This window comes from Alistipes sp. ZOR0009 (genome assembly GCF_000798815.1).
Lineage (GTDB): Bacteria > Bacteroidota > Bacteroidia > Bacteroidales > ZOR0009 > Acetobacteroides.
Window position 1 is genome coordinate 136,874 of record NZ_JTLD01000004.1, and the last position, 12,316, is coordinate 149,189.

Here is a 12,316-nt window from a genome sequence, read left to right on the forward strand (position 1 = left end):
ATTGGTATGATACGCAAAAAGGGGGATTCGGCATGCCGAATCCCCCTTTTTATTATGTGTAAGCTAGAACGGAACAGCTACCCGAAAGGTAACGTTTCGGCCCATGTTGTACACCCCCGATCGGCCGGTAGCCAAATTTTCGGGTGCATACTTTAGCCGGCTGAGATGGCTTTGGTAGGCCCTATCGGTAAGGTTGTTTACCCCTACCTGCAAGGATGCTCGGGTGATTCCCTTTCGAATCAGATCGACACCCAGCACCGCATTAAGCAGCACGTACGATGGCGTGCGGGTTTCGGTGTTAAACGCCGTATAAACGTTATTTTGGGCAAAGGTACTCTCCACGTCGAACATAAAGAAGCCATTACCCAAACCGCGGGCAACCTTGCGTGCCTCGAACCTGATGGAGGATAGCAGCCTTGGCGCAGGTGTAAACGGAAGGTACTTCGAGGTGTCTGGCTGATCCTTTAACCGAGCTAGAACGTACGAAAAGCTGTTTTCGAGATGTATCCAATCGAACGGATGCGGGTGAATATCAAAACGGACCTCGCCCCCTAAAAGGCGCGCATCGCCCGAGGTAAACTTAAATACCGAGGCACCGTCGATTGTAGAGTCCTGCCCCAACCGATTTTGCAGCTTATGCAGGTAGATAAAGTTGAATACCCTGTTGCTAAAGAGATTTAGCTCGGCCGAGATATGCTCGGTGCTAAGGCCAACGCCCAAATCGGCCTGCAGGCTATGCTCGGCCTTAAGCGCAGCGTTGCCAGCTTCGTAGCGCAAGGTTCCCTCGTGCACGCCGTTGGAGCCGAGCTCGGCAATGTTAGGAGCCCGGTATCCTCGCGAGAGGTTTGCCTTGATATAGGCCACCTTTGAGAGCTGATAGGTGGCTCCGACGCTCCCCGAAATGCCGTTGAAGGTGCTCGTAAAGGCAGAGAAACGCTCGGTGGCCCCAGCAAACGGATGCTCTGAGGTCTCTTCGTTCGCCCCTACAAATAAAGCCTTGGAGTCAATACGGCGGTTATCAAAACGAATGCCACCTGTAACATCCAACCTTCCAAAGTTTCGCTTTACAATGGTAAAGATACCGTAATCGAAGAGGTGATACTCGGGAACAAGCACCTCTTCGGCCAAGTTCTGCGATCGTTGGAACATGCCATTAACGCCAGCGGCAATGTCGAAGCCACCAACTTGGGGTAGCTGGTACTGAAAGTCGTAGTTTACCGTACTGAGCTTAAAGTAGAGCTCTGGGGTAGACGGTTCCAGAACATTAGCAAACTCCTTTCTCCTATTCTGCTGAAAACCGATAATGCTCTTCAGGTGGCCATCGCCCAAACGGACAAAGGAGCTTAGCACCGCCTTGTAGTGCCCCACCTTCTGAAAGGGAACGCTCGGATTGTAGCTCTTCGAATCGGAGGAGGATACAATGCGGCTCTCCTCTGCGCCATTAACATCCACTTTTTTTATGAACTTACCCGTCAAATCGTCCCTATCGCCCTCTACAATTCCTGGTTTTAGGTTGTAGTAGCTAAGAATTAGGTTGGAATACCCCCAATCTCTCTTTATGCCGAGCGTTGTACTAAAGCTATGTTCCCTAAAACCGGAGTTAAAGACATAGCCATCATACCGATTCTTGTAGTCGTGGGCCAATCGGCCGCTGGCACGAAAATCCCACACAAAGAATCCCGCGTTACCCGTCACGTTGGCCGATGTTCCAATCAATCCGTTGTTGGTTTGGTACTCGGAGGTCACACTTCCGCCCATCTTCTTATCGGCAGGCAACGGAGCAGATATCAGGTTAATGACACCAGCCATTGCATCGGAGCCGTAGGCCAAACTGGCCGGTCCCTTTAGTATTTCTACCCTATCAACACCAAACTGGTCAACCTCAACGCCGTGCTCGTCTCCCCACTGCTGGCCTTCCTGCCGAATGCCATCATTCACAACCAGCACACGGTTGTAGCCCAAGCCCCGAATAACAGGCTTAGAGATGCCGGCACCCGTTGTTATCTGCGAAATGCCGGGCTGAACCGACAGGGCATCTATAATATTGGTAGAGGAGATCTGAGTGAGCATCTTTTGAGATACAACAGCCACTGGAGAGGCCACCCTTTTCTGCTCCGAAGCCTTAGACATTCCTGTAACCACCACCTCGTTTATCTCGGTAGCGGCAGGCTCCATTTTAATCAGCACCTCGGAGTTCCGAAATACCTCCACAACGCTTGTCCTATACCCTACAAACGAAGATTGAAGCAGCACCTTCGATGCGGGAGTATTCGCGAGATGAAATCTACCCGTAGAATCGGTAGTAGTTCCCATTTTAAAATCAGGTAGGTAGATGGAAACCCCAACCAGCGGAGCTTGGCTTCTCGTATCTACCACCGCACCCTTAATACCACCCTGCGCCACCGCTCCAACAGCAAGCAGCATGAATAGCATAAAAATATATTTTCTCATTTTAATCTCTTTGATGAATAACAATAGCACATCAGAACAGGGCTATTGAAGCCATATCCTAAATGCACAGGCAATAGAATGCCAGGAGTAGTGCTAAGCTAGCATACCCAAAGGCCCTTGGATTATCAGCAAGAGTGAGGAGGAGCGCGTAGTGAGTAGTAGAACTGGGTAGCGACAAAAGGAATAGAATCGTTTAGGGCAACCCATCGGAATAGGACAGAAAGCGATGGAAGCGCGACTCCGTTTCCATCAACAATAAAGGAAAGGTACTCAAACTGGAAAATTTCGCAACTTTCTACCGGTTGGTGAATGTTGGTATTAACCCTGTCGATAGCAACATAGGCAATATCGTGGTGGTGAACCGCCTTTAAAAACAGCGGATACAGAAAGACAGACAACAATGCCGTCGAAATAGCTATCCGTAGTTTTTGCCTTAGCTGCAACATAACTTCAAAATTACTCGATTAAAGTTTTTTCGAAGGACAAAGTTCAACAACCCGCCGACAAATAAGCTTTTTTAAACATTTCTCCTTAAAACCGTTTGACAATTTACTTTAATTGCTATTTTAGTCCAGCTATAATAAATAGCCACGCTTGGAGTACCAACGCAGCAATGAAACAGAAGCCACGTCCACAAGTTAGTAGGATGGTATTGTGAAATACCTGTTGCCTCCTAAAGGTTATGACCAAAAGCAAAACCAGTAGCCATAAAAGAGCGCATCGCCAACCGACAGAGGATTAAACAGCCAATATTATTCAGCCAAAACATTGAAATTCTATGGAATTCAATTCGACAATACTAACACTACCGGGCCATGCAGGATCTGGAGAAACACACTGGCAAACCCTTTGGGAAAAGGAGTTTGGCTTTAAGCGCATCGAACAAAAAGATTGGATAAACGCAGTTTGCGACGATTGGGTAGAAGCAATAGAAGCAGAAGTTAATAAGCACGATCCGGAGAATGTAATAATAGTCGCCCATAGTCTTGGCTGTATCGCCCTTGCCTACTGGTGCGAACGCTACTCCCCCTACATAAAAGGCGCCCTTTTGGTTGCTCCCTGCGATACAGAAGCCGTTACCGCCCCTCTCACCATCGAAGGCTTTGAACCGATTCCTGAAATTGAGATGCCATTTCCCACCATTTTGGTTACGAGCTTAGACGACAACTTCGTTAACTACGAAAGGGCGGAAGCTTTTGCCGAGTGCTGGGGAAGCGAACTGGTAAACATCGGAAAAGCAGGGCACATTAACCCCGCTTCGGGATACGGCAAGTGGCACTGGGGGCTAGAACTCCTAAAAAGATTAGACGAAGAGTAAACAAAAAGAGGGAGCCATACAACTCCCTCTAGTATATTTATTACGATAGCTTACTGCTTAATATCCCTTGCTGTAACAAGGAAAAATACCACCTTCCGCGAAATGCGATAACCGAAAAAAGCCCACACCGGAATTAAGAATATCTGCACTATCAGTGGTAGAATTACGCCTACAAGGAGCAATGCACCATACCAAACGGCAAAACAAAGCCCCAAAATCAAAGCAGACAGCCAGATTGGAATTACCAAAAACTTTCCGCACTTACATTTTTGTGGAGAAATCCCTGTTATTGTACCAATTGTAGGTTTTACTTCATTCTTACATGATGGACAGACAAAGTTGGCATCCCCTGCAGCCTTACTATTCTTTTTGGCCATTTAAACGTTTAAAATTTCTGATGCAAGTATATAAAAAGTAGCACTGAAAACTATTGGCGAAAGTAGCTAATCTCCGAAGAAAGGTCTAAAAAGGAGTACCTTTTTTGCAAACGTTCAGAAACGTCTGCCATCTTTGCCTTAAACTTAAAATGCTCCACCGTATTTGCATTAAACGGCCGATGTTCTACCGCGCGTATCACCTTTTCCACATCGGCCATTACCCGCTGCGACTCCTCATCAGCCGCCGCAAGCACAAATCGCTTAAAGATGATGTCGACAGCCTGGCCAGATGGATGCACCATATCTTCAGCATAAAAGCGATAATCTCTGAGCTCATCCATCATTATTTCGTACGAAGGGAAATAGTATACACCATCCACCCGTTCGGCAAGTTCGTGACAAGCAACCAACAAATTCGATTTACTTCGCTGATTCTCTACTAACCCATCCTTTACATGCCGGATGGGACTTACCGTGAGCACTATTTTTAGCGAAGGATTCAGCCTTCTTGCCGCTTCGATGGCAGTGCCCAACAGTTCGACCACCTGAGCACAGCCAACAAATACTCTATCGAAGGCTGAAGAGGGAGTCTTATGGCAGTTTGCCACAGTATTTCCGGTATCTTTCAATCGGTAAGCCCAAGATGTACCCAGCGTAATAATCAAATGAGACGAGTCACGCAGCATGATTGCCCCCACATCTATAGTCTGATTAATTTTCGACAAGCAATCGTCCCTATCAGGTCCAGAAAAGGAGGAGTGATGGCTATAGCTGCACCAAATTCCGTTCTGCTCAAAAAGATCTGAGGCTTCAAGATGACAGGGCGAAGCCAAAGCATGAATGCTCTGAGCAACAGATAAGGGGTTGTAAATAACACCAAAAGGGTTTACCATCACTGGCATCTTCAGCCTCACCAACTTCTGCCCGATGTTGGTTGCAAAGCAGGAGCCCATCATCATAAACGGACGGCGGTAACCTAGCTTACTTTCTAATTGGGGAATATCTACCTCTGTCTGAAATTTATCGAAACTAAACATGATAACAATCTTGTTAAACAAAGATACAACAAAAGCAAGATGAAGCTCTAAAGCAAGAAAACCTGCCAAAGCAGGTCTTCTGAGGTATTTTTGCTAGAACTGGATAATAGCCTGCGCTTGTGCCATCTGAAAACTTCCACTTGGTAATGTAATACTTGACAGTTTCCCCCAGTTGTACTCCATTGTTAGTATAAAGTTTTTCAGTGGATAGAATGATACAGCCGCCGAAAAGCCTTTTACAACGCCTCCATTAAAAGAGCCATTCGCTTCTTTTCCGTTGGGAAGATCGGTGTAAATTCCGTTTACCAAATAGCCTTTGGAATCGTTCAAATCGGTATAAGAGTAGCGAATCCCAACATTAATACTTCCCAGTCCAGATTTTGCTTGAACAGCATCTAGGTCGTTATACGCAATTCCTTTACCTCGAACCTGGTAAATAGCCTGCGCATAGTATCCCTGGTAGTGCTGATTATCGTATCCCGACTTCGCCTTCACAAAAGCATTCATGTATTCCCCCTGAACAGCCAGCTTCTGCCAAATTCCAAGAAACTCTACACTTAGCTTATCCTGATATTTTGCAAACGGATTTTTTACAGATATGAGCTGATTTCTGTCGACATTGGTTTCGGCCCTCGAACCATAGTTCACCGTTCGTAATTCGATCTCTTTGCCACTAGCATCCTTCGAAAGATTATTAGCATCTGACCGACGGATGGTGTTTGAAAAACCAAACTGCAGAACATGGCTACCGCTATTAAGTGGACGATAAAGAACTCGGTTGGTAAAAGCATAACCCTTACTTCCTTTTATTTGGTCTAACAAATCTTGCCCAAAAACACCTGCCTCCGCAAAAAAATTAGAAACCACATAGCGAGCAGCAACGCCAAGATTACGGCTACAACCAAAGGCTTGTCCCGGAGTTGGCACAGATATAAAGAAATTCTCGGTAGAGCTCGCATAGGCAGCAGGAGAAAAAGACTCTCGAAAATTGCCAAGCGTCACCGTAAGATTTTTGTCAACAAAGTAACGAAAGGCAACATCTCGGGGAACAACGCTACCCAAAGCAAAATCAATCTCAGCCCTAAAATCTGTTCGAGAAGAAAGAATCGTAGAAAAGCGCACCCTCAGCTCGCTAAATGTTACCCCATCGCTCATTACAAAATCAGGCTGACGAGTAAAGTAAGCCCCATCCATATTAACACGACCGCTTACTTTTACTTTACCAACTGCAGTTGAATCAAAAATTTGTGCATGAGTAGCCACCGAAGAAAACAGCATTGCTACTAGCATCGTAAGTCTTGCTAACTTAATGTTCATCTTTTTATGGTTAAGAGTACAAACAAAGGTAGGATGATTTGCAATTATTAACAATATGAAATTATTCACATTTATCAATTCGAGATGAAGCCTGATTTTCAACCACAATCTGCATATTCCTTGTAAAACCGCTGTATTTCGTTCGCTTTACTGCCGATTTTCTAAAAATTTCCGCAAACCTATCTTCGTTCAATGCAGTCCAATCTTCTAGACTACTACTTAAAATAGCCTGCCGAGGTGCTAGCTCCTGATGATTATGAGGAGCGACACGCACATTCCACGGACACACATCCTGACAAGTATCACAACCAAATACTCGGTTGCCTATCAGAGGCTTAATCGAATCTGGAATAATACCCCTATTTTCGATGGTATGATAAGATATACACTTACGGGCATCTACAACTTTAGGCCAAACAATCGCACGAGTTGGGCATGCATCAATGCAACGCGTACAACCACCACAAGAGGACTTTAAAGGTGTAGCATAATCAAGCTCTACATTTAGCATGAGCGTCCCTATAAAAAAGAATGAGCCCAAATCTTTGTTGAGCAAAAGAGAGTTTTTTCCAATCCACCCCAATCCAGCGCGTACCGCCCAAGCGCGTTCCATCACAGGTGCAGAATCGACAAAAGGTCTACCTTCCACTTCTGGGTATTTCTTTTGTATCACCTTCAACAATTCCCATAGCCTGTCCTTAACCACAATATGATAATCTGTGCCATAGGCATATTTTGCAATTTGAGGAAGATTGGAAGATTGCACTTCTGCTGGCTTATAAGAGAAAAGAGCAACAACAACAGACTTAGTCCCCTCTACAAGTAGCATTGGATCTACTCGCTTTTCGAAATGCCCTTCCATCCACGCCATATCGGCATGATAACCCGAGCTTAGCCAATCTTGCAAACGCAAAGCGTCTCCATCAAGTCTCACTGCACGAGCAAAACCTACGGCATCAACCCCTAACGCGGCAGCCATTTCGCGAATAGCACGACTTGTTTCTGTCACATTTTCCAAATTCATAGCCCAAAGTTATGATTTTGAAATCGTATCTACCCCCTATTATCAAATAAGATGCTATTCGTCTAAAAAACTATTTAACACAAACTCCAGTTTCAGATAGGAAGCATACAGACAAATGAAAAAAAATGACAACGATGACATAATTATGTTTGATGGATTGTGGTTTTCTTTGTTTTCATAAACATATGCTAATAACTATAGGAAAAACGATTAACAACATTTAGTTGTTACGACAAAGGCTGGTTCTGTTCATTTAATGTAAAAGCTCTATCGGTGGATGGGGCTTTTACTTTAAAAAATACTCAGGTTACAGCATAAAAAAAGCGCACCAAAAAATGGTGCGCCCTATTCCCAATACATAAAATGATTCAAAAATGAGGGGCAAGATCGGCGTACATTTATAGGGGGAAAACATGCCAATAGCCAATCTTACTCCCTCATGCTTTTTTCCCTATATTCCAACACCCCTACGCTTTCTGTGCAAGCTCATCTTTAAGTCTTGCAATCGTATCCTCATAGTCTCTCGACTTTCTATACATTTCTTCTTGGGCAGCCTGCATCTCTTCCATATTCTGGCGCAACTCTTCTTCTTGGGCTCCCATTTCTTCGGCATACTGCTTCGTTTGATCTAATAAACGCTGAGTACGCTCATTAATTTTTACGCTTGAAATTGCAGAAGCCAACCCTTCAGCTGCTTTTGTTAGATATTCTATTACATGGCTATCAAACTCCTTAAATGAGGCGATTTCAAACACACCTACAATCTCTTCATTATTCATCAAAGGAATGATGGCCAAGAAATTTGGATTCTTATCGCCTAAACCCGATGTTATAGAAAGATAGTCTTGAGGGATTTCTGATAGCAAAATAGGTGCCTTCTCGTAAATGCAACGCCCTATAAGTCCCTCTTCTATAGGAATACGCTTTTGCATCATTTTCTTACGGCTATAAGCAATACAGGCAACTAAATCGATATAACGTTCGTTGGTATCAGTATCGTCAATAACAAATATACCACCCTGAATGGCGCCAGTGTACGAAATAATTTCCTTAACAATGGCTGTACAAAGCTGCTTAATGCTGGTATTTTCGCGACGAACAGCCTCATGAATTCGTGCATTTCCGGTTATCTTCCAGCTACGAAGCTCATCTTCATGCCTACGCTTCTCATCCGCTTCTCGCGCATCGATAAGGTTTTGCTTCATCTCAACCATCGCCTTGCCAATGACATCCTGCTCATTTTTAGCTTCCATACTTACATCTAGATTCCCATGGCCTACCTCATCGGCAAAATGGGCCAAATTCTTTAAACTAAAAGTAAGCTGGTTTAAACCTTCAACCATCTGTCCGATTTCATCATTCGAATGAATGTCTAATTCTTTGGCCATACCCAAACGCCCTTCCGATATCAAAGACAGCTGCTCGGAAGCCAACACAACAGGCCTAGTAAGCATTCTAGATAAAATATTGGTGACATATACCAACACCAACAGACCTACAATTATAAGAAATATGGTAACCAGAGCCAGCATATGCGTTTCGTGAAGCATTTTGCTTGTGGGAACAACCGTACAAAACGACCAAGTATACTTTGTTCCGTCAAATGAGATTGGCACAAAAACTTTATAGGCTTCACCCTTAAAGGTGCTTGAGTAAACGTAATCAGAGAAGAGTTCATTTTTTTTAACTCGTTCTATAATAGCATCGGTATCATCACCTTCATCCGTTTTATGTCCAATTTGCCCCTTATCTGCATGGGCAACCACGATACCAGTACCAGTAATTATCTTACAAGCACCATCTTCTGCTTTTAGCGCTTCTGAGACTATCTTATTAAGGTAATCAACTTTAATTATATAGCCTGCGGCTCCAACTATTTTCCCGTCAACTTTAAGCGGTACTGCAATATCAAAAAGCCACGTTCCACTTACATTTATAGGATCGCTAATCCAGACCTCCCCTGTACTTTTAACTTGGCTATAACCAAAATCGGTTTCAACCTTACTAAGCAGCATTTTAGAGTCAACAGCAGCCTCTTTACAATGCAAGAATTTTTGTACCTGCGAAGAATCGCTAACCTTAAAGTCTTCGATATACCAGATAGCGTAAACCTCCTGATCCTCCTCCAAAACATGCCTAATGGTGTTTTTGTACAGGTCAAACTTCATATCGAGCATTCCCGACTGGCTCTCGAAGCTTGATGCCATCATTTGTAGCGCGCTCTCCTTGGAGTTAACAAACTCAACCGCTTTAGACGAATTTTCTTTCCCCAGCGCTGTTGCTGCTTTTTCCGCATTATCCAGCACAATACTTCTAGATCGTAACGATACAATTGATAGCAACACCAAAAGAATAATTCCAGCAGCCCCTACAATTGAAATGTTAATCTTTACCCTAATACTACTATTAAGGTAATATTCCTTCACCCTCTTTATCATCCCCATCTTTTTCAATTTGTGTACAAATGTAAAAATACGACACGCTCTCCTAAAATCGTTTTGTCATTATTAACAAATAGGTTGTTATGTAAAATTCGAGAAGCTCAATTACACGTCTTTTAAGCCAACAAAACCTAATTTTAACACTCAATTATTAACTTGAATTATCGTTTATTAAGGAGAGAGAACATCGATATACATTATCTGGAGTTCTTTTATGAATATTTCTGCGCAATAGTCAACTATATTGCCTCAATTTTACGTATAAACAAAACCATTCCTTTTCAATAAAACGATTCTATGCTATAAAATTCCCAATCTAAGGTTAGATTCCTATCTTTGCACCGTTTTAAACGATTCCGCAATGACTATAAACGAAGTAGAAGATCAAATTGTAGAGGAATTCAGCATCTTCGACGATTGGATGGACCGCTACAACTACCTGATAGAACTCAGCAAAGAGCTTCCTCCTATCGAAGAAAAGCAAAAAACCGAACAAAACGTAATAAAAGGCTGCCAATCGCGCGTATGGGTTAACGCCGAATTCAATGATGGAAGAATACACTTTACTGCAGATAGCGACGCTATCATTACGAAAGGTATCATAGCGCTGCTAATTCGAGTACTGTCGGAACGAACTCCTGCAGAAATTTTAAGCGCCGAGTTAACTTTTATAGATAAAATTGGTTTAAGAGAAAACCTTTCGCCCACCCGTGCAAATGGGCTGCTAGCCATGATTAAGCAAATGAAGCTATACGCATTGGCCTACCAAGCAAAAGGCGAATAAATTTGATGACTAAAATGGACGCAAACCGCATACTTGAGGTTGAACGAGAAATCGTAGAGTTGCTAAAAACAGTTTTCGATCCCGAAATTCCTGTAAATGTTTACGATCTTGGCCTCATATACGAAATAGATGTGGAAGCCGATGGCTATACCACCGTGCGCATGACGCTCACCGCACCAAACTGTCCGATGGCAGAGGCAGTAATTCAAGATGTTAACGATAAGGTTCGAATGGCCTCAGGCGTTAGTGACGTTACCGTCATACTAACCTTTGATCCACCTTGGGATAAGAGCATGATGTCGGAGGAAGCAATGCTTGAGTTAGGCTTGCTATAAAATAAAAAGGAGTGCAACACTCCTTTTTCTATTTTTTCAGAACCATCTCAAGGACAGCAGGATCTCCATCGTTTGGAGCCGGCAAAATATTTAAAATACGGCTTACAATATTGTAAACATTCAAATTTTCAAATGATTGAGTTTGTATTCCTTTTCTAAACATTGGCCCCTCTGCATAAAATATACCGTGCATGGCCTTATACTCAGGATCGTAACCATGAGTCCCCATATTATATCCCGACGCACCTACCCGCCTTTTCCAAGTTACGCTCCACAAGCTATCTGCAACAACCGTAAAGTCTAAGGTTCTGGGATTCTTCCCGTAGTTCAATCTTGCTGGAATTTCCTTGTTTTTCCAGACTTTAATATGCTCCATTCTCGTAAGCGCAGAAAATACAGAGTCATAATATTGTGATTTGGCAGATAAATTCATCGCAGGATTATCCGCTTGTACCTCATCAACCCATTCGCTCTTCACGCCTGAAGAAAGTTCTACCTCCATATCGTGGGATATGGGAGCCATCCCATGATCAGATACTATAATCAAATTAATCTTCTCGCCTATTGGCAACGCCTTTAATTTCATTCGTAACACCCCCATAAGGCTATCAAGCTGCTCTACCTGCCGCTTAGTTTGGTTAGAAATGGGGCCAAACTTATGGCTTATAGCATCTGGCTCCTGAAAGTAGAGAAGAACCAAATGCGGTCTATTCTTTTCAGGTAGCCTTAGCCAGCTAACAACGCTGTCTATTCGTGCTGAAAAAGGGACATTGGCATCATACATCTTCCAAATTGAAGGACGGCGTCCATTTATTGAAATTTCGCTCCCAACCCAGAAAAAAGAGGCAGCCTTCACACCTTGGCGCTCTGCTGTATTCCAGATAGGTTCTCCGCCATAGAATTTTTGATCGTACTTCGCCTTTTCATTTCCCAATGAAAACGACTCTTTAAACTCTGGAGCATAAAATGAGTTATTCACAATCCCATGGTGATCAGGGTATAACCCTGTAGCCATACTATAATGATTCGGAAACGTTTTTGACGGAAAACAAGGAATCAACGAATTTGCCTTCACTCCCGATTGGGCTATTTTATCCAGATTTGGAGTGCTATATATTCTCGAATAATCCCAACGAAATGCATCCATAGAAACCAGCACAACATACTGATCTTGAGACAAAGCCTCTCCTGCAAAAAATAACCCAATAAAAAAGAATAGAATTTTCCTCATG

At 43.4% G+C, this 12,316-nt stretch carries 11 protein-coding genes; 3 read left to right on the top strand and 8 right to left on the bottom strand.

Annotated features, from left to right (window positions below):
* Window positions 1-63: 63 nt before the first annotated feature.
* Entirely contained in the window at window positions 64-2,451 is a 2,388-nt protein-coding gene (locus L990_RS01290) for a TonB-dependent receptor (protein WP_047444697.1), read from the bottom strand.
* A 125-nt stretch (window positions 2,452-2,576) separates the two neighbouring features.
* Entirely contained in the window at window positions 2,577-2,897 is a 321-nt protein-coding gene (locus tag L990_RS01295; protein ID WP_047444699.1) for a hypothetical protein, read from the bottom strand.
* Window positions 2,898-3,229: 332 nt separating this feature from the next.
* Here L990_RS01295 and L990_RS01300 point away from each other — a divergent pair, with 332 nt between their 5' ends.
* On the top strand, window positions 3,230-3,769 hold the full coding sequence (locus tag L990_RS01300; protein WP_047444701.1) for an RBBP9/YdeN family alpha/beta hydrolase: 540 nt from the start codon (window positions 3,230-3,232) through the stop codon (window positions 3,767-3,769).
* A 50-nt stretch (window positions 3,770-3,819) separates the two neighbouring features.
* Here the strand turns inward: L990_RS01300 and L990_RS01305 are convergent, their stop codons facing one another.
* From L990_RS01305 to L990_RS01325, 5 genes are all read right to left on the bottom strand, one after another.
* Complete coding sequence (locus L990_RS01305) at window positions 3,820-4,146, bottom strand: hypothetical protein (RefSeq protein ID WP_047444703.1); 327 nt, start codon at window positions 4,144-4,146, stop codon at window positions 3,820-3,822.
* 50 nt (window positions 4,147-4,196) lie between these two features.
* A complete protein-coding gene (locus L990_RS01310) occupies window positions 4,197-5,183 on the bottom strand; it encodes a GSCFA domain-containing protein (protein WP_047445086.1) in 987 nt (328 codons plus the stop codon).
* Window positions 5,184-5,276: 93 nt separating this feature from the next.
* The gene (locus L990_RS01315; RefSeq protein ID WP_047444705.1) at window positions 5,277-6,500 is read right to left on the bottom strand and encodes a porin; all 1,224 of its coding nucleotides are present in this window, start codon (window positions 6,498-6,500) and stop codon (window positions 5,277-5,279) included.
* Window positions 6,501-6,561: 61 nt separating this feature from the next.
* The gene (queG, locus tag L990_RS01320; protein ID WP_047444706.1) at window positions 6,562-7,524 is read right to left on the bottom strand and encodes a tRNA epoxyqueuosine(34) reductase QueG; all 963 of its coding nucleotides are present in this window, start codon (window positions 7,522-7,524) and stop codon (window positions 6,562-6,564) included.
* Window positions 7,525-7,991: 467 nt separating this feature from the next.
* A complete protein-coding gene (locus tag L990_RS01325) occupies window positions 7,992-9,968 on the bottom strand; it encodes a GAF domain-containing protein (protein WP_081981561.1) in 1,977 nt (658 codons plus the stop codon).
* Between the two features lie 358 nt (window positions 9,969-10,326).
* On the opposite strand from L990_RS01325, the gene L990_RS01330 reads away from it, so the two are divergent.
* Both L990_RS01330 and L990_RS01335 read left to right on the top strand, forming a co-directional pair.
* Window positions 10,327-10,749 carry a SufE family protein gene (locus L990_RS01330; RefSeq protein ID WP_047444711.1) on the top strand — a complete coding sequence of 141 codons (423 nt, stop codon included), beginning with the start codon at window positions 10,327-10,329 and terminating at the stop codon, window positions 10,747-10,749.
* Between the two features lie 14 nt (window positions 10,750-10,763).
* On the top strand, window positions 10,764-11,084 hold the full coding sequence (locus L990_RS01335; protein ID WP_047444713.1) for an iron-sulfur cluster assembly protein: 321 nt from the start codon (window positions 10,764-10,766) through the stop codon (window positions 11,082-11,084).
* 28 nt (window positions 11,085-11,112) lie between these two features.
* Here the strand turns inward: L990_RS01335 and L990_RS01340 are convergent, their stop codons facing one another.
* Complete coding sequence (locus L990_RS01340; RefSeq protein WP_047444715.1) at window positions 11,113-12,315, bottom strand: ectonucleotide pyrophosphatase/phosphodiesterase; 1,203 nt, start codon at window positions 12,313-12,315, stop codon at window positions 11,113-11,115.
* Window position 12,316 lies beyond the last annotated feature (1 nt).

Excerpts from the sequence above, each read along its gene's own strand:
- L990_RS01290 (WP_047444697.1), bottom strand. The coding sequence starts at position 2,451 with ATGAGAAAATATATTTTTATGCTATTCATGCTGCTTGCTGTTGGAGCG.
- L990_RS01295 (WP_047444699.1), bottom strand. The coding sequence starts at position 2,897 with ATGTTGCAGCTAAGGCAAAAACTACGGATAGCTATTTCGACGGCATTG.
- L990_RS01300 (WP_047444701.1), top strand. The coding sequence starts at position 3,230 with ATGGAATTCAATTCGACAATACTAACACTACCGGGCCATGCAGGATCT.
- L990_RS01305 (WP_047444703.1), bottom strand. The coding sequence starts at position 4,146 with ATGGCCAAAAAGAATAGTAAGGCTGCAGGGGATGCCAACTTTGTCTGT.
- L990_RS01310 (WP_047445086.1), bottom strand. The coding sequence starts at position 5,183 with ATGTTTAGTTTCGATAAATTTCAGACAGAGGTAGATATTCCCCAATTA.
- L990_RS01315 (WP_047444705.1), bottom strand. The coding sequence starts at position 6,500 with ATGAACATTAAGTTAGCAAGACTTACGATGCTAGTAGCAATGCTGTTT.
- queG (WP_047444706.1), bottom strand. The coding sequence starts at position 7,524 with ATGAATTTGGAAAATGTGACAGAAACAAGTCGTGCTATTCGCGAAATG.
- L990_RS01325 (WP_081981561.1), bottom strand. The coding sequence starts at position 9,968 with ATGGGGATGATAAAGAGGGTGAAGGAATATTACCTTAATAGTAGTATT.
- L990_RS01330 (WP_047444711.1), top strand. The coding sequence starts at position 10,327 with ATGACTATAAACGAAGTAGAAGATCAAATTGTAGAGGAATTCAGCATC.
- L990_RS01335 (WP_047444713.1), top strand. The coding sequence starts at position 10,764 with ATGGACGCAAACCGCATACTTGAGGTTGAACGAGAAATCGTAGAGTTG.
- L990_RS01340 (WP_047444715.1), bottom strand. The coding sequence starts at position 12,315 with ATGAGGAAAATTCTATTCTTTTTTATTGGGTTATTTTTTGCAGGAGAG.